At 65.4% G+C, this 15,301-nt stretch carries 17 protein-coding genes and 1 riboswitch; of the genes, 12 read left to right on the plus strand and 5 right to left on the minus strand.

Annotation, left to right across the window (positions count from 1 at the left end):
* The first annotated feature begins 37 nt into the window (after positions 1–37).
* The 3 genes from ACREXZ_RS12180 (at position 38) to ACREXZ_RS12190 (ending at position 2,808) form a co-directional block, all read left to right on the plus strand.
* Positions 38–838 (plus strand): AraC family transcriptional regulator, encoded by an 801-nt coding sequence (locus ACREXZ_RS12180; RefSeq protein WP_431764491.1) that lies wholly within the window; start codon positions 38–40, stop codon positions 836–838.
* 95 nt (positions 839–933) lie between these two features.
* Positions 934–1,740, plus strand: a complete 807-nt coding sequence (locus ACREXZ_RS12185; RefSeq protein WP_431764327.1) for a DMT family transporter — start codon at positions 934–936, stop codon at positions 1,738–1,740.
* A gap of 60 nt (positions 1,741–1,800) precedes the next feature.
* A riboswitch (cyclic di-GMP riboswitch) is annotated at positions 1,801–1,882 on the plus strand.
* Between the two features lie 191 nt (positions 1,883–2,073).
* Positions 2,074–2,808, plus strand: a complete 735-nt coding sequence (locus ACREXZ_RS12190) for a spherulation-specific family 4 protein (protein ID WP_431764328.1) — start codon at positions 2,074–2,076, stop codon at positions 2,806–2,808.
* A 45-nt stretch (positions 2,809–2,853) separates the two neighbouring features.
* Here the strand turns inward: ACREXZ_RS12190 and folE are convergent, their stop codons facing one another.
* On the minus strand, positions 2,854–3,498 hold the full coding sequence (gene folE / locus ACREXZ_RS12195) for a GTP cyclohydrolase I FolE (RefSeq protein ID WP_431764329.1): 645 nt from the start codon (positions 3,496–3,498) through the stop codon (positions 2,854–2,856).
* 114 nt (positions 3,499–3,612) lie between these two features.
* Positions 3,613–4,536, minus strand: a complete 924-nt coding sequence (locus ACREXZ_RS12200; RefSeq protein WP_431764330.1) for a LysR family transcriptional regulator — start codon at positions 4,534–4,536, stop codon at positions 3,613–3,615.
* A 279-nt stretch (positions 4,537–4,815) separates the two neighbouring features.
* Here ACREXZ_RS12200 and ACREXZ_RS12205 point away from each other — a divergent pair, with 279 nt between their 5' ends.
* The 5 genes from ACREXZ_RS12205 to pcaC all read left to right on the plus strand — a co-directional run bounded on the left by ACREXZ_RS12205 (position 4,816) and on the right by pcaC (position 8,854).
* Complete coding sequence (locus ACREXZ_RS12205; protein WP_431764331.1) at positions 4,816–5,511, plus strand: 3-oxoacid CoA-transferase subunit A; 696 nt, start codon at positions 4,816–4,818, stop codon at positions 5,509–5,511.
* 16 nt (positions 5,512–5,527) lie between these two features.
* Positions 5,528–6,223: a 3-oxoacid CoA-transferase subunit B gene (locus ACREXZ_RS12210; protein ID WP_431764332.1), complete on the plus strand. Its 696-nt coding sequence runs from the start codon at positions 5,528–5,530 to the stop codon at positions 6,221–6,223.
* Between the two features lie 69 nt (positions 6,224–6,292).
* Positions 6,293–7,672, plus strand: coding sequence for a 3-carboxy-cis,cis-muconate cycloisomerase (locus tag ACREXZ_RS12215; protein ID WP_431764333.1), 1,380 nt, complete (start codon positions 6,293–6,295; stop codon positions 7,670–7,672).
* 4 nt (positions 7,673–7,676) lie between these two features.
* A complete protein-coding gene (gene pcaD / locus ACREXZ_RS12220; RefSeq protein ID WP_431764334.1) occupies positions 7,677–8,468 on the plus strand; it encodes a 3-oxoadipate enol-lactonase in 792 nt (263 codons plus the stop codon).
* Entirely contained in the window at positions 8,465–8,854 is a 390-nt protein-coding gene (pcaC, locus tag ACREXZ_RS12225) for a 4-carboxymuconolactone decarboxylase (protein WP_431764335.1), read from the plus strand. The genes pcaD and pcaC overlap by 4 nt, the downstream gene beginning before the upstream one ends.
* A gap of 16 nt (positions 8,855–8,870) precedes the next feature.
* Here the strand turns inward: pcaC and ACREXZ_RS12230 are convergent, their stop codons facing one another.
* The 3 genes from ACREXZ_RS12230 to fdxA form a co-directional block, all read right to left on the minus strand.
* Complete coding sequence (locus ACREXZ_RS12230) at positions 8,871–9,584, minus strand: TetR/AcrR family transcriptional regulator (protein ID WP_431764336.1); 714 nt, start codon at positions 9,582–9,584, stop codon at positions 8,871–8,873.
* Between the two features lie 90 nt (positions 9,585–9,674).
* Positions 9,675–10,766: an NAD(P)/FAD-dependent oxidoreductase gene (locus ACREXZ_RS12235; RefSeq protein WP_431764337.1), complete on the minus strand. Its 1,092-nt coding sequence runs from the start codon at positions 10,764–10,766 to the stop codon at positions 9,675–9,677.
* Between the two features lie 63 nt (positions 10,767–10,829).
* Positions 10,830–11,153 carry a ferredoxin FdxA gene (fdxA, locus tag ACREXZ_RS12240; RefSeq protein WP_431764338.1) on the minus strand — a complete coding sequence of 108 codons (324 nt, stop codon included), beginning with the start codon at positions 11,151–11,153 and terminating at the stop codon, positions 10,830–10,832.
* A gap of 262 nt (positions 11,154–11,415) precedes the next feature.
* Here fdxA and ACREXZ_RS12245 point away from each other — a divergent pair, with 262 nt between their 5' ends.
* Genes ACREXZ_RS12245 through ACREXZ_RS12260 form a run of 4 tightly spaced genes read left to right on the plus strand, consistent with a single transcriptional unit; the run spans position 11,416 to position 15,222 of the window.
* Positions 11,416–13,002, plus strand: a complete 1,587-nt coding sequence (locus ACREXZ_RS12245) for a 6-hydroxynicotinate reductase (protein ID WP_431764339.1) — start codon at positions 11,416–11,418, stop codon at positions 13,000–13,002.
* A gap of 5 nt (positions 13,003–13,007) precedes the next feature.
* Positions 13,008–14,021: a UPF0280 family protein gene (locus tag ACREXZ_RS12250; protein ID WP_431764340.1), complete on the plus strand. Its 1,014-nt coding sequence runs from the start codon at positions 13,008–13,010 to the stop codon at positions 14,019–14,021.
* On the plus strand, positions 13,997–14,587 hold the full coding sequence (locus tag ACREXZ_RS12255) for an amino acid synthesis family protein (protein ID WP_431764341.1): 591 nt from the start codon (positions 13,997–13,999) through the stop codon (positions 14,585–14,587). Before ACREXZ_RS12250 ends, ACREXZ_RS12255 begins: the two co-directional genes overlap by 25 nt.
* A gap of 50 nt (positions 14,588–14,637) precedes the next feature.
* Entirely contained in the window at positions 14,638–15,222 is a 585-nt protein-coding gene (locus tag ACREXZ_RS12260) for an amino acid synthesis family protein (RefSeq protein ID WP_431764342.1), read from the plus strand.
* The last annotated feature ends 79 nt before the right edge of the window (positions 15,223–15,301 follow it).

Below are 15,301 nucleotides of genomic sequence, written 5' to 3' on the forward strand. Positions count from 1 at the left end.
GCATGTGGCGCCGCGAGTGAAGTCCGCCCGCATCCGCATGCCGCGTTGCGCGATAGCGGGCATCGAAGCGACGATCGCACAAACCACGCAGTCGTTTCCGCGCCATTCACACGACCGCTTCGGTATCGGCGTGATCTCGAGCGGCGGCCAGCGTTCGGCAAGCGGACGCGGTCCCGTCGAAGCGCGCGCGAACGACGTCATCACCGTCAATCCTGGCGAAGTCCACGACGGCAGTCCGCTCGACGAGCGCGGCCGCATGTGGAGCATGCTGTATTTCGAGCCATCGCTGCTGGTTGGGGCGGTCGCGGAACTGACCGGCTCGGCCGCGCGACCGTTCGAACTGACTGCGCCTGTTGCGCGAGATCCGTTGCTGAAGGCACGCTTCGAGCATCTGTTTGCGGTCGCCGTCGAAGATGCCTCCAGCACACTCGCGTGCGAGGAAGCGCTGTTCGCGCTGATCGCGCACGTCGGCCGCCATCACACGACGCAGGCCACGCTGGCGCAACGCGCATCGCGTGACATCGACACGCCGGTCGCACGCGCGAGAGCCCGCATCGACGACGACCCGACCGCCGCACTGACGCTCGCCGAACTCGCCGCCGAAGCGGGCATGAGCCGCTTCCAGCTGTTGCGCGCATTCGCGCGCGAAACCGGTTTGCCGCCGCACGCGTACCAGCTGCAGCAGCGCGTCAGGCTTGCACGCCGATTGATCGCATCGCGTGACGGGCTCGCGAGCGTCGCGGCCACGGCCGGATTCGCCGACCAGAGTCATATGACGCGCGCATTCGTGCGCCTCTTCGGCGTGACACCCGCCGCGTATGCGGCCGCGATCCGCTAGCTTCTTCCTCCGCTGCCGCTGCAATTTCGTTCTAGACCGTGCGTTCGCGCGAACGCTACGCTGCGTGCTCATCCGTTACGAAAGGAAGCAGCAGCATGAATCCGCGTTCCCTCGGTTATCTCTTCTGCGCGCTCGCGATGCTCGGCGTCGGCAGTACCGTCGTGGTCAGCAAGACGATTGCGGCCGGCTTGCCGCCGTTTTCCGCGACTGCGCTGCGCTTTGCGATCGCGTTCCCTGTGTTTGTCGTCGTGATGCGTGTGCAACGCGTGCGCTGGCCGCGGCTGCGCGGTCGCGATGTGTGGCTCGTGATCGCGCAAGCCGGGGCGGGCAGCGTCGGCTACACGGTGTTTCTGATCAGCGGGATGAAGTTCGCATCGGCCGCCGATGCGGGCGTGCTCGCCTGCACGGTCCGCTTCGACGCGCTGACGGGCACGCGCGGTGCCACGTCGCTCGCCGGCAATCTGCTCGTGTTCGCGGCGGTTGTCTGTGAGTCGCTGTTTATCCTGTTGAACCGCAAGCTCAGCCGACCCGTCGATGCGTTGCCGCTGTCCGCATTGATGTCCGGCATCGGGCTCGCGGTCGCGATTGTTCCTGCGTGCTTCGAAAAGCCGTGGACACTGCCGTTCGATGCGGGTGCATTCGCGGGCGTCGTGTACTACGCGCTCGTGCCGACCGTCGCGGGATTCGTGCTGTGGTACGCGGGCGCCGCGCGCATCAGCGGTGCAGAGGCGGGGCTGATGACCGCGGTCGTGCCGGTATCGGCAGTCGTGCTCGCGGCGCTCGTGCTGCACGAGCCGATTACCGGCGCGCAACTGGCGGGCGTCGCCTGCGTGCTGGGCGCGGTGTGGCTCGCGACGCTCGGCAGCCGGTCGCGAACGCCGAACGCCGACGCGATCCGCTAAAGTCTTTCACGCCCTATGCCGTAATCGTGAGATGGGCGTATAGAACTACAAGTAGACGTAGAAGTAACCCGGCAAACCCGGAGCGATCCGGCGACGCAAAGCTAAAGGGACTTCCGTGACCGGAAGTCAGCCAGTTGCCCGTCATCGATGCAAGGTCGATGGCGGGCCGATCGATGGACGCGGGTGGCCGCGCTCCTGTCAGGAGGCAAGACAATGAACGGATTCACACGCGGCATGTGTCAGACACGCGTTTTCGCGCAGACGGAGTCCGCACGAGGGACCGTATCGCCACGACCAGGCTCGCTCGCGCAGCGATTCTTGATAGCCTGCGCGATGTGCATGTCGAGCATCCTCGCGATGCCCATGCACGCACACGCGGAAGAACTGGTCGTCCCCGCATACTACGACCCCTACGGCAGCGGCCTGGCCGCCTGGAGCACTATCGCCTCGACGGCCCATAGCGTACCGACCACCGTGATCCTGAATCCCGACAGCGGGCCCGGCAAGACCGCGGACGCGAACTACGTCGCGGCGATCGCGCGCGTACATGCGGCCGGCGGCAAGGTGATCGGCTATGTGTCGACGGTGTACGGCAAGCGCGCGCTGTCGGCGGTCGTGAAGGACATCAATACGTACCTGTCGTTCTATCGCGTCGACGGTTTCTTCATCGACGAAATGACGTCCGACAGCGTGACCGCGCACGTGCAGTACTACCAGTCGGTGCACAACTACATCAAGGGGATGTCGGCGACGCTGTCGGTGACCTGCAATCCTGGCACCGACATTCCGGAGCTCTACGCGAGCCTGCCGGTCGCGGACCGCTTCGTCGTGTTCGAGGACACCGCGAAGCGCTACGCGAAATACGCACCGGCTGCGTGGCAGGCGAACTACCCGCGCAGCCGCTTCATTCACATCGTGATCGCCGCGACCGCGGCGCAGGCACCGGCGCTCGTGCAGGGTGCGGCCGGGCGTGGCGCGGGCGGCGTGTACGTGACGTCGGGCACGTTGCCGAATCCGTACAAAGGTCTGCCGAAATACTGGGCTCAGGAAGAGGCGGCGGCGCGCTGAACCGCCGTGCACCGCTCGACGGCTTAACGCGCGCGATCCGGTATATCAGGTATGCGCGGCGTTGACGGTTGACTGCGTGCCGACGATCGACAGGAATTCTCGGCGCGTCGACGGATCGGTGCGGAACGTGCCGAGCATTCGCGATGTGACCATCGCGACGCCGGCCTTGTGCACGCCGCGCGTCGACATGCACTGATGCGACGCTTCGAGAATCACGCCGACGCCCTTCGGTTGCAGCACTTCGTTCAGCGTGTCGGCGATCTGCACGGTCATCTTCTCCTGGATCTGCAGACGCTTCGCGAATGCATCGACGAGCCGCGCAAGCTTCGAGATCCCTACCACGCGATGCGCGGGCAGATACGCGACGTGCGCGCGTCCGATGATCGGCACCATGTGGTGTTCGCAATAGCTTTCGAAGCGGATGTCTTTCAGCACGATCATCTCGTCGTAGCCGTCCACCTCCGAAAACGTGCGTGCGAGGAGGTCGCGCGGCTCGACCGCGTAGCCCGCGAAGAATTCCTCGTAAGAGCGCACGACGCGTGCAGGCGTATCGATCAGTCCTTCGCGGAGAGGATCGTCGCCCGCCCAGCGCAGCAGCGTGCGGACCGCGTCTTCGGCTTCTTCTCGGGTGGGGCGGACGGGCGCCGCGGCGGCTTTCACATCCTTCGTTTTTCTGGCCTTGCTGGTCATCCTTCGCTCCTGTTGCATCGTCGCGGACCACGGGTTGCTGGTTTGCTGCAGGGGGTCATTGTTCCATGTTTCGTGTCCGGTCGCCCGTCCGTGCGGGTGCGCCGCCGCATTGCTTCACTTCGGCCACTCGTCGAGCGCGTCGTTGAACAGCTCGCTGACGACCCCACGCAGCCAGCCTGTACGAGGATCGTTGTGATATTTGCGGTGCCAGTGCTGCCGCAGATCGAAGCGCGGCAACTCGAGCGGCGGTTCGACGAGCGTGATCGACGCGTGTTCCGACACGTACGCGAAGCCGATCGCATGCGGCACCGTCGCGATCAGCTCGGTGCGCGCGAGAATGAACGGCAGGCTCATGAAATGCGGCGTCTCGAGCACCGCGCGTCGATGGATGCGCTTCTTCTCGAGAAATTTTTCGAGCACTTCCTGACTGCGTCCTTCCGCGCGCACCACGGCGTGCCCCGATGCGATGAACTGCGCGAGCGTCAGGGGCGCGCGCGCGAGTGGATGATCGCTGCGCATCAGGCAGATGAAACGATGCGTGAACAGACGCTGCTGGAAGAAGTTGTTGCCACCGAGGTCGGGGAAATAGCCGACGGCCAGATCGACGTCGCCGGACTCCAGCCCGCGCTCGACATGCGCGGGCGGCAGCGACACCGAGCGCAGATTCGCGTTCGGCGCACGCTGCGCGAACAGTTGCAGCAGCCGCGGCAGAAACACGATTTCGCCGACGTCGGACAGCGCGATCGAAAACGTGTGCGTGCTCGTCGCGGGATCGAATGCCTGCGCGTCGAGCATGCCTTTCTCGATGCGGTTGAGCGCATCGCGCGCGGCGGGAATCAGCGCGAGCGCACGCGGCGTCGGTTCCATCCCGCGCGACGTGCGCACGAACAGCGGATCGCCGAAGTAATCGCGCAGCCGGCCAAGCGCCGTGCTCACACGCGGCTGGCTCACGCCGAGACGTTCCGCCGCGCGGCTCACGTTGCGCGTTTCCTCCATCGCGACGAGGTACGGAATCAGGTTGAGATCGAGTTCGGACATGAGCGGCAGGCGGGTTGGCGACGGCATCGCGATATGGATAAACCGTATACACGCTAACGCGGAAATCGCGATTGCGTATATTGGGGAAAGTCGGGGCAGGCTGGGAGCACGTACCGTGTCGCCTTGACAGCGTCGAACCACGCCGCCGATAATACATCGGAGGTTCGCTAAACGAATCAGTGTTCGTCTAGTGAACTTTCAGGTCGCGACGCAACCGGCTTCGATACGGCGTTTCATGGACGCGCGGCGTCATTCAAGGACACCACCAGGACATCCGGCATGATCGACAAGATTTTCGATTCCCTGCAGTCGGCGGTGGCCGACGTGCATGACGGCGCGACCGTGATGATCGGCGGATTCGGCACGGCCGGGATGCCGTCCGAACTCATCGATGCGCTGATTGCGCAAGGCGCGCGCAACCTCACGATCGTCAACAACAACGCGGGCAACGGCGACACCGGCCTCGCGGCGCTGCTGAAGGCGAAGCGCGTGCGCAAGATCGTCTGCTCGTTTCCTCGTCAGACCGATTCGTATGTGTTCGATGCGCTGTACCGTGCCGGCGAAATCGAGCTCGAGCTCGTACCGCAAGGCAATCTCGCGGAGCGGATCCGCGCGGCGGGCGCAGGCATTGGCGGTTTTTTCACGCCGACCGGTTACGGCACGAAGCTCGCCGAAGGCAAGGAGACGCGCTTGATCGACGGCCGGCATTACGTACTCGAGTCGCCGCTGCACGCGGATTTCGCGTTGATCAAGGCGCATCGCGGCGATCGGTGGGGCAACCTCGTCTATCGCAAGACCGCGCGCAACTTCGGGCCGATCATGGCGAGCGCGGCGAAGGTCGCGATCGCGCAGGTGTCCGAGGTCGTGCCGCTCGGCGCGCTCGATCCCGAGAGCATCGTCACACCTGGCATCTTCGTGCAGCGCGTGATTGCGGTGCCGCAAGTAGTCGTGCAAGCAGCGCAAGCGGCCGCCTGAGCCGGAGACACACGCAATGAAAAAACTGACCCGCGATGAAATGGCGCAACGCGTCGCCCAGGATATCCCCGAAGGCGCGTATGTGAATCTCGGCATCGGCGTGCCGACGCTGGTAGCGAATCACCTCGATCCGGGCAAGGAAATTTTCCTGCACAGCGAGAACGGTCTGCTCGGCATGGGCCCGGCGCCCGCGCCTGGCGAAGAGGACGACGAGCTGATCAACGCCGGCAAGCAGCACGTCACGCTGCTGACCGGCGGCGCATTCTTCCATCACGCGGATTCGTTCGCGATGATGCGCGGCGGCCATCTCGACTTCTGCGTGCTCGGCGCGTTCCAGGTGTCGGCGTCCGGCGATCTCGCGAACTGGCACACCGGCGCGCCCGATGCGATTCCCGCTGTCGGCGGCGCGATGGACCTCGCGATCGGCGCGAAGCAGGTGTATGTGATGATGGAACATCTGACGAAGCAGGGCGAAAGCAAGATCGTCGCCGAATGCTCGTACCCGGTGACGGGCGTGCGCTGCGTCGGCCGCATCTACACCGACCTCGCGGTGATCGACGTGACGGGCGACGGGCTCGTCGTGCGCGAGATCGTCTCCGACATCGACTTTGCCGCGCTGCAGAAGCTCACGGGGATCGCGCTGATTGATGGAACAAAGGGAACAAAGGGAACAAAGGGAACACAGGGCACGCAGGCGGCGCGCGCCACGTGACCTGCGCGCCGCGTTCGGAGACAATGAGCCGAACACCCTGTTTCCTTTCGTTTCGCTGAAGAAGCCACCATGCTCGAAGACAGCGCCCGTCTGACCGGCCTTATCTGCGGCACCCAGCCGATGAACGACATCTGGTCGCCGCGCGCAACCTTGCAGCGGATGCTCGACGTCGAAGCCGCGCTTGCGCGTGCGTCGGCTGCGCATCGCGTGATTCCGCAGGCCGCCGTCGCGCCGATCGAGGCCGCGTGCCAGGCCGGCCAGCTTGATGCGGATGCGCTCGTGCGCGACGCGGCGCTTGGCGGCAATCTCGCGATTCCGCTCGTCAAGCAGCTGACCGCACGCGTGCAGGCCGCCGATGCGCAGGCTGCGAAGTACGTGCATTGGGGCGCGACGAGCCAGGACATCATCGATACCGCGACCGTGCTGCAACTGCGCGCGACGTTCGATCTGCTCGACGGGATGCTCGCGTCGACGTGCGCGGCGCTGGCCGCGCTCGCGACTACGCATCGTGCGACACCGGCTGTCGGCCGCACGTGGCTGCAACAGGCGCTGCCGATCACACTGGGACTGAAGTTCGCACAATGGCTCGATGCGCTGCTGCGTCATCGCGACCGGCTCGATGCGCTGCGTGAACGGACGCTGGTGCTGCAGTTCGGTGGCGCGGCCGGCACGCTCGCGAGCCTGCGCGACGCCGCGCCGGCGGTCACGCGTTCGCTTGCGGAGGACCTCGGCCTCGCCGAGCCGGCGCTGCCGTGGCACACACAGCGCGATCGCATCGCGGATGCCGCGTCGTTCTTCGGCATGCTGATCGGCACGCTCGGCAAGATCGCGCGCGACATCTCGCTGCAGATGCAAACCGAAATCGGCGAGCTGGCCGAACCGGCCGCGGCCGGCAAGGGCGGTTCGTCGACGATGCCGCACAAGCGCAATCCTGTCGGCTGCGCGGCGGTACTCACTGCAGCGACGCGCGCGCCCGGCCTCGTCGCGACGGTGCTGGCCGGCATGGTCCAGGAGCACGAACGCGCGCTCGGCGGCTGGCAGGCCGAATGGGACGCGTTGCCTGACCTCGCGAGGCTCGCGGGCGGCGCGCTCGCGAACATCGGGCAGATCGTCGTGGGGCTCGACGTGAATCGCGAGCGGCTCGCCGCAAATCTCGACGCGACACACGGGCTGATTCTCGGCGAAGCGGTGATGCTCGCGCTCGGCGACCGGATCGGGCGGCTCGACGCGCATCGCCGCGTCGAAGCCGCGTCGAAGACGGCGGTGCGCACCGGGCAGCCACTCTTCGACGTGCTGTGCGCCGACCCCGACATCGCACAGCACCTGTCGCCGGACGAGTTGAAGCGGTTGCTCGATCCCGCGAATTACGTCGGCTCGGCGCACGCGTACGTCGATGCCGTGCTAGCCCTTCACACTGCACACGCAGCACGTACGTCCTCAGAGGAGTAACGGCATGCCCTACGCCGCAGTCAACGGCACCGAGCTTCATTACCGGATCGACGGCGACCGCCACGGCAGCGCGCCGTGGATCGTGCTGTCCAATTCGCTCGGCAGCGATCTGTCATTGTGGACGCCGCAGGTCGCGGCACTCGCGCAGCGCTTTCGTGTGCTGCGCTACGACACGCGTGGCCACGGTCATTCGGAGGCACCGAAGGGGCCCTACACGATCGAGCAACTCGCCGGCGACGTGCTCGGCCTGATGGACACGCTGAAGATCGCGCGCGCGCATTTCGCGGGTGTGTCGATGGGCGGTTTGACGGGCATCGCGCTCGCCGCACGTCACGGTGCGCGGGTCGACCGTGTCGTGCTCGCGAATACCGCGGCACAGATCGGCTCGCCGGAAGTGTGGGGGCCGCGTGCCGCGCGGGCCCGCAGCGAAGGCATGACCGGGCTCGCCGACGTCGTGCTCGCGCGCTGGTTCACCCCAGCATTCGCGGCCCGCGAACCGCGCGCGGTCGGCTTCGTGCGCGACGTGTTCGTGCACACCGACCGCGAAGGCTACGCGCTGAACTGCGAGGCGATCGACGCGACCGATCTGCGCGCGGAAGCGCCGGGCATCCGCGCGCCCGCGCTCGTGATCACGGGCACGCACGATCTTGCCGCGACCGCCGCGCAGGGGCGCGAACTCGCCGACGCGATCCCCGGTTCGCGTTATCTGGAACTGGACGCATCGCACATTTCGAACATCGAGCAGGCCGACGCGTTCACCGCCGCGCTGCTCGACTTCCTGACGGAGCCGCGATGAACGAAGACGAACGCTACGAAGCCGGGCTCGACGTGCGGCGCGCGGTACTGGGTGACGCACACGTCGAGCGCTCGCTCGCGAACCGCACCGAACTGACGACCGAATTCCAGCAATTGATCACGCGCTACGCGTGGGGCGAAATCTGGACGCGCGACGGCCTGCCGCGTCACACGCGCAGTCTGCTGACGATCGCGATGCTGGTCGCGCTGAACCGCAATGAAGAGCTCGCGCTGCATCTGCGTGCAGCGAAAAACAACGGCGTCACGCACGACGAGATCAAGGAAGTGCTGCTGCAGACCGCGATCTACTGCGGCGTGCCTGCCGCGAATTCGGCGTTTCATCTCGCCGACAAGCTGTTCCGCGAAGAAGACGCAGCACAGGGCTGACGCAAGCTCGCTGCGTTCAGACGGACACGTTGCCCGCCGCGCCCGCCGCCGTCGGTGTTGTATCAACCGGCACATTCAGCAGCACCGCTCGCAACACCGTTTCCTTGATCGTCTCGCGCCAGTGCGCGAGCGCCGCCTTGTCCATCAGCGTTTCGCCGAGAAACGCGCTTAGCGTGTACTGGTTCGCGTTGTAGAAGTAGCCGAGCGACGCGATCATGATGTACACGTCGCGTGCCGCGACGTTCTCGCGGAACACGCCCTGCGCGCGGCCCGCGTCGAGCAGCTTCTGCACGACCGAGATCGCATAGCCCGAGATTTCCCGCAGCTTCGACGATTTTTTCGCGTGCTTGCCCTGATGCAGGTTCTCGCTCGACAGCAGCGTGACGAACTCCGGATGATCGAGGTAATACTGCCAGACGAATTCGACCATCTGCGACAGGCCGTGAACCGGGTCGTCGAGATCGAGATTCAGGCGGCTTTCCGCTTCGTTGAACTGCGTGTAGATCGTTTCCAGCACTTCGATGAAGAGCTGTTCCTTGCTGCCGAAGTAGTAGTAGATCATCCGGTCGTGCGAGCGCGCGGCCTTCGAAATGCTCTCGACGCGGCCGCTCGCATAACCCTGTTTCGCGAATACCTTGATCGCGGCTTTCAGAATTTTCGCGCGCGTGTCCTGCGCCTGCTTCGCACGGATGCCGGTAGCGCCGGGCTTGCGGACAGCAGTGGGACTCATGGGCAGCCTCGCTTGAAAATCGGATGACGATGACGACAGCGCACCGGCTTCGTTCGCGGCCGGTGCGCTGCCATCATAACCAGGCGCGCGTCAATCGAACACCGGCGTTTCGACGCCGAGCACCTTGTGCAGCTTCGTGCTCGTCGTCGTGTACTGCATGTGGATCTTCTTGTCCGGGAAGATGTAGGGCGCCGCGCCGAATGCGGCGAGCGCCGCTTCGTGGAAGCCCGACAGGATCAGTTTTTTCTTGCCCGGATAGGTGTTGATGTCGCCCACCGCGAAGATGCCGGGCACGTTCGTCTCGAACTTTTCGGTGTTGACACCGATCTGCTTGCGCTCGATGCCGAGCCCCCATTGCGCAATGGGCCCAAGCTGCGGCGACAGTCCGAAGAACACCAGCAGGTGATCGAGTTCGAGCGTGCGCGTGACGCCGTCGCCGCCCGTGACCTTGAGCCGGTGCAGCGCGTCACCGCGATCCTCGAAACCATTGATCTGACCGATCAGGCATTGCATCGACATTTCGTCGCACAGCGCGCGCATCTTCGCGACCGATGCCGGCGCAGCGCGGAATTCGTCGCGCCGGTGCACGAGCACGACGCTTTGCGCGATGTCGACGAGATTGAGCGCCCAGTCGAGTGCCGAATCGCCGCCGCCGCAGATCACGATGTCCTTGTCGCGAAAGAGTTCCGGGTCGCGGACCCGGTAGAACAGTTGCCGTCCGTGATGCCTGTCGATGCCGGCCACCTTCAGCGTGCGCGGCTGGAACGACCCGACGCCCGCGGCGATGAAGATCGTCTTCGCGATGAATTCGGTGTTCTTGCTCGTGCGCACGAAGAAGCGACCGTCGTCGAGCCGTTCGACGATCTGCACTTCCTGGCTCAGGTGAAACGTCGCGCCGAACGGCTCGATCTGTTTCATCAGATTATCGGCGAGTTCCTGGCCGGTGCAGATCGGCACAGCGGGAATGTCGTAGATCGGTTTGTCGGGGTACAGCTCCACGCACTGGCCGCCGACGACGGGCAGCGAATCGATGACATGCGCGCGGATTTCCAGCAGGCCCAGCTCGAACACCTGAAAGAGGCCGACCGGCCCGGCACCGACGATCAATGCGTCGGTCTCGATGGGCGTTGGCGGTTCGGCGGGGGTGACGTGCTGGGTCGGGCGGTCGGCGACCTCGTTCATGGGTTTCTCCTTTGGTGAATGGAAGGAACGACAACGGTGAGGCAGTACGTCGCTCGCCCGGGCTCAGCGCTCGAGCAGCGACAGCTTGCCGGTCACGTCCTTCCACGCATCCGCGTCGGGCAGCGGTGGCCCGGCTTTCGTCAGCGTGGGGAACACGACGGCGAGTTCGGCATTCAGCTCGACGAAAGCTTCCTGGCCAGCGGGCAGGTCGTCTTCGGCGTAAATTGCATTGACCGGACACTCCGCAATGCAGACCGCGCAGTCGATGCATTCGTCGGGGTCGATCACCAGCATGTTCGGCCCGGCATGAAAGCAGTCCACAGGACAGACTTCGACGCAATCGGTGTAGCGGCAGCGGATGCAGGCTTCGGTCACGACATGAGTCACGGCAAGACTCCTTCAGCACGGTGCGGAACGCGCACGATGGCGCGGCGCAGCATTGAGACGTGTGGGGGAAAAGACGTTGCGCAGTCTATTTTGATCGAGTAGATTTCAATCATGTTTGGTGTAGTGGATACTACACGAACGGTGAGTGACCGCAACATTTTTCAAAATTGAAAATGTCGCGCGTCACAGGAAAGTGCCCTGAAACAAGGCATTTTTTCACCGGGCAGGACCTGATGTAATGTCGTCGTATGGAACCCCACCCATGACTGAACATACGAAGGTCGATTTCGGTGCAGATCGCGTCGACGGCGCTACCGCCACGACGCCGGGACCCACCGTCCTCGAAAAAGCCGCGCCGCGCAGCGAGCGGATGGCGGTCAACAAGATCGAATGCAACGCGTGCCCCGTGTTGTGCCAGATCTCCGAAGGGCGTACCGGCGCATGCGACCGCTATGCGAACGCGGACGGCCGGCTGATTCGCGTCGACCCGGTGTGTTTCGTGTCGCGCGCGGCGTCGGTGGACGAGCCGGGTGCGATCGAGTTCGATACGCACGCGCAAGGCGGCACAGCCGTCGACACGCCGCTCTTCGTGACCGGTGTCGGTGCATCGTCGACGTATCCCGACTACAAGCCTGCGCCGTTCATCGTGTCGTCGCGGCAGGACAACGTCGACATGGTGACCGTCGTCACCGAGGGCATCTTCAGCTACTGCAGTTTCAAGGTGAAGATCGACACCGACCGCTTTCTCGGTCCGGAGCAGTCGAACGTGCGTTGCCAGGGCGAGATCGTCGGGCACGTCAGCACGGCCGAATACGGCTCGCAGATGCTCAGCCTCGGCGGCGTCCACCATCTGACCGGCGGCAGCAAGAAAGAAGGCCGCGTCACCTGCGACATGATGGAAGCGCTCGGCAACAAGAAAGCCGTCGAATTGACGATCGACGGCGGCGCCAGTCTCGTGATCCGCGCGGGCGCGGCGCCGGTGGTCGACGGGGTGGAAGAGCGGCGCATGCGCGTCGGCTGCGGCTCCGCGACGATCGGCATCTTCGCGAAACAATGGTTCGGTCACGTTGACGAAGTGGTCGTCGTCGACGATCACATTACCGGCGTGCTGACCGAGCATCAGGCGGGACGTTGTCTCGGCATGACCCGTTCGGGACTGAAGATTCGCGGTCGCAAATCGACGCCGGGCCGCTATTTTCAGGTCGCGAATCCGGGCATCGGCTGGGGCGGTACCGACATCCAGGACCCGCTCGCAATCGTCGAAGGATTCGATCCCGCGGTCGCGCGGCCTGGCATGCGCGTGCTGATGGTGTCGACGACCGGCGAACACGCGCAGTGGTACGAACTCGACGCCAACCTGGTGCCGCAGATCGCGCAGATGCCTGACGCAGTGCGCAGCACGGTCGAGCGGATTGGCGAGAACTGCGAGCCGTCGCTGGCGACGGTGCTGTTTATCGGCGGCGCGGGCGGCAGCCTGCGCGCGGGCGCGACGGAAAACCCGGTGCGCCTCACGCGCGCGATCAAGGAGCGTCTCGTCAACGTCACGTGCGGCGGTGCGCCCGCGTATGTGTGGCCTGGCGGCGGCATTACCGTGATGGTTGACGTCGCGCGGATGCCGGACCACTCGTTCGGCACGGTGCCGACACCCGCGATCGTCGCGCCGATCGAATTCTCGATGACGCTCGACGCGTATCGCGATCTCGGCGGTCATATGGACGCGATACAGCCGATCGAAACGGTGCTCGCACGCGGCCCGGAACACGTCGAAGGTGCGCCGCTCGCGCGCCGCACGCTCGCACGGCATCCGGACAATCCATGGCCGCTCGGCATCTCGCCGATGCTTGGTTGACGACGATGAACGCGACTATCATCACGCCTGTCCTTACCGCCGCCGTTGAAACAGCGGCGAGCGGCGCGACGCGCGTGCGTCTGGCCGATGGTCGCTGGCATCTGCAGCACGGTCCGATCGACATCATCGCTGGTGCCGATGGCGACGCGCACGCGGTAAGCGCCGCGCACGACGCATGCTGGCAGCGTTTCGCCGGCGTGCTTGCGGAACTGGTCGGCGAACTGCCGCTGCTGCGCCGGCCGTTGTGCGCCGACGCAACGGCACTAGACAATCCGTGCAGCGGTCCGATTGCGCGTCGCATGTGGGCTGCGTGCCATCCGCATCGCGCGCACTACATCACACCGATGGCCGCGGTCGCGGGCAGCGTCGCCGACGAACTGATCGCTGCGTTCGCGCGGCCCGGCGTCGCGCGCGCGTTCGTGAACAACGGCGGCGACATCGCGCTGCATCTGACCGACGGCCAGCATTACCGGGTCGGCGTATTCGCCGATCTTGCCGCATTCGATGGCAATACAACCCACGCGCTCGATGCGCACCTGACACTCGATGCATCGATGCCCGTGCGCGGCATTGCGACGAGCGGCTGGCGCGGCCGCAGCTTCAGCCTCGGCATCGCTGACAGTGCGACCGTACTCGCGCGCACCGCAGCGGACGCGGACGCCGCGGCGACCATCGTCGCGAACGCGGTCGATCTCGATCACGCTGGCATCGTGCGACGCCCCGCGTCGTCGCTGAACGACGACAGCGATCTCGGCGAACTGCCGGTGACCGTCGATGTGCCGTTGCTGCCGCCGCCGCTCATCGACTTCGCGCTCGAACGCGGCGCACGCGTTGCGCAGCGTCTGTGCGACGACGGCACGATCGCTGGAGCGGCACTTTTTCTGCAACGACGTGCGCGCGCAACCGGCATCGCCGCGCCCACTGCACTCGATAAATTTCAAGTGAGACCGGACGATACGCGTCCGGCCCGCACCCCCGACCCAATGGAGGCGTCGTGTTCGAAATACGCCGCGTGCTGACGCACGTCGAAGACATTTTTCATGAATTCGGGCCGCCGCCCGCGCATCCGCTGCGACGCGGCACGCTCGCCGCAGTGATGACCAACCCGTTCGCGGGCCGCTACGAGCCGCAGATCGACCACGCGATGGAACTGCTGAAACCGATCGGCGTCGCGCTCGCGAACCGGCTGCTCGAAGCGATGGCGGTGCCGCACGCGGCGATCGAAGGCTACGGTAAAGGAGCCATCGTGGGCTCGGCGGGCGAACTGGAACACGGTGCGCTGTGGCACGTGCCGGGCGGTTACGCGATGCGCGAGCTGCTCGAAAAACACGGCGTGCCGACCAATGCGATCGTGCCGTCGACGAAGAAAGTCGGTGCCCCATCCGCCGCGCTCGACGTGCCGATGACGCACGTGAACGCGAGCTACGTACGCAGTCATTTCGACGCGATCGAAGTACGCGTGCCCGGCGCGCCCGCTGCCGACGAGGTCGTCTACATCCTCGCGATGAGCACGGGGCAGCGCGTGCATGCGCGCGTCGGCGGACTGTCGAAGGATGCGATCGCCGGCAAGGACGGCCTGCGCTGAGGCACACACAGCACAGTAATGAAACACCGAAAGAACACACGGAGAGCAACATGGCAATCAAGCTTCGCAAGCTGATCGTGCAGGTGGACGAGACACGCATCGAGATGGGACAGACGATCGATCCGCCGGTGCGCCGCGCGGTCGCGATCGCGGTGATCGACAACCCGTACGCGGGCCACTACGCGCCGCAGCTCGACGCGCTGATCGAGGCTGGCGAAGAACTCGGCGGACTGCTCGGCAAGCGCTGCGTCGAGGCGCTCGGCATCGCGCCCGGCGACGCGCAGAGTTACGGCAAGGCCGCGATCGTCGGCGAGGCCGGCGAGCTCGAGCACGCAGCGGCGATCCTGCATCCGAAGCTCGGCACGCCGTTGCGCGCGGCCGTGCAAAAGGGCGCGGCGCTGGTGCCGTCGGCGAAGAAGATGGGCACGCTCGGCACCGCGATCGACGTGCCGCTCGGCCATAAGGACGCCGCGTATGTGCGCAGCCATTTCGATGCGATCGAAGCGCGCGTCGCCGATGCGCCGCGTGCGAACGAGATCGTCGTCGCGGTCGCGGTGACGACGGGCGGTCGTCCGCTGCCGCGCATCGGCGGACTGCAGGCAAGCGAGATCAAGGGCGAGGACGGTTTGCGCTGATTTATTTCGCTGGTAGTGTCCTGCGGTGCGCCGCGATGCGATGATGCATACGGCGCCCGTGAGACACCGCCATCACCGC

The sequence above is a fragment of the Paraburkholderia sp. genome (assembly GCF_050742655.1).
Classification (GTDB): Bacteria; Pseudomonadota; Gammaproteobacteria; order Burkholderiales; family Burkholderiaceae; genus Paraburkholderia.

Excerpts from the sequence above, each read along its gene's own strand:
- ACREXZ_RS12205 (WP_431764331.1), top strand. The coding sequence starts at position 4,816 with ATGATCGACAAGATTTTCGATTCCCTGCAGTCGGCGGTGGCCGACGTG.
- ACREXZ_RS12260 (WP_431764342.1), top strand. The coding sequence starts at position 14,638 with ATGGCAATCAAGCTTCGCAAGCTGATCGTGCAGGTGGACGAGACACGC.
- pcaD (WP_431764334.1), top strand. The coding sequence starts at position 7,677 with ATGCCCTACGCCGCAGTCAACGGCACCGAGCTTCATTACCGGATCGAC.
- ACREXZ_RS12230 (WP_431764336.1), bottom strand. The coding sequence starts at position 9,584 with ATGAGTCCCACTGCTGTCCGCAAGCCCGGCGCTACCGGCATCCGTGCG.
- ACREXZ_RS12250 (WP_431764340.1), top strand. The coding sequence starts at position 13,008 with ATGAACGCGACTATCATCACGCCTGTCCTTACCGCCGCCGTTGAAACA.
- ACREXZ_RS12190 (WP_431764328.1), top strand. The coding sequence starts at position 2,074 with ATGTGCATGTCGAGCATCCTCGCGATGCCCATGCACGCACACGCGGAA.
- ACREXZ_RS12215 (WP_431764333.1), top strand. The coding sequence starts at position 6,293 with ATGCTCGAAGACAGCGCCCGTCTGACCGGCCTTATCTGCGGCACCCAG.
- ACREXZ_RS12200 (WP_431764330.1), bottom strand. The coding sequence starts at position 4,536 with ATGTCCGAACTCGATCTCAACCTGATTCCGTACCTCGTCGCGATGGAG.
- pcaC (WP_431764335.1), top strand. The coding sequence starts at position 8,465 with ATGAACGAAGACGAACGCTACGAAGCCGGGCTCGACGTGCGGCGCGCG.
- ACREXZ_RS12185 (WP_431764327.1), top strand. The coding sequence starts at position 934 with ATGAATCCGCGTTCCCTCGGTTATCTCTTCTGCGCGCTCGCGATGCTC.
- ACREXZ_RS12210 (WP_431764332.1), top strand. The coding sequence starts at position 5,528 with ATGAAAAAACTGACCCGCGATGAAATGGCGCAACGCGTCGCCCAGGAT.
- ACREXZ_RS12180 (WP_431764491.1), top strand. The coding sequence starts at position 38 with ATGCCGCGTTGCGCGATAGCGGGCATCGAAGCGACGATCGCACAAACC.
- ACREXZ_RS12235 (WP_431764337.1), bottom strand. The coding sequence starts at position 10,766 with ATGAACGAGGTCGCCGACCGCCCGACCCAGCACGTCACCCCCGCCGAA.
- folE (WP_431764329.1), bottom strand. The coding sequence starts at position 3,498 with ATGACCAGCAAGGCCAGAAAAACGAAGGATGTGAAAGCCGCCGCGGCG.
- ACREXZ_RS12245 (WP_431764339.1), top strand. The coding sequence starts at position 11,416 with ATGACTGAACATACGAAGGTCGATTTCGGTGCAGATCGCGTCGACGGC.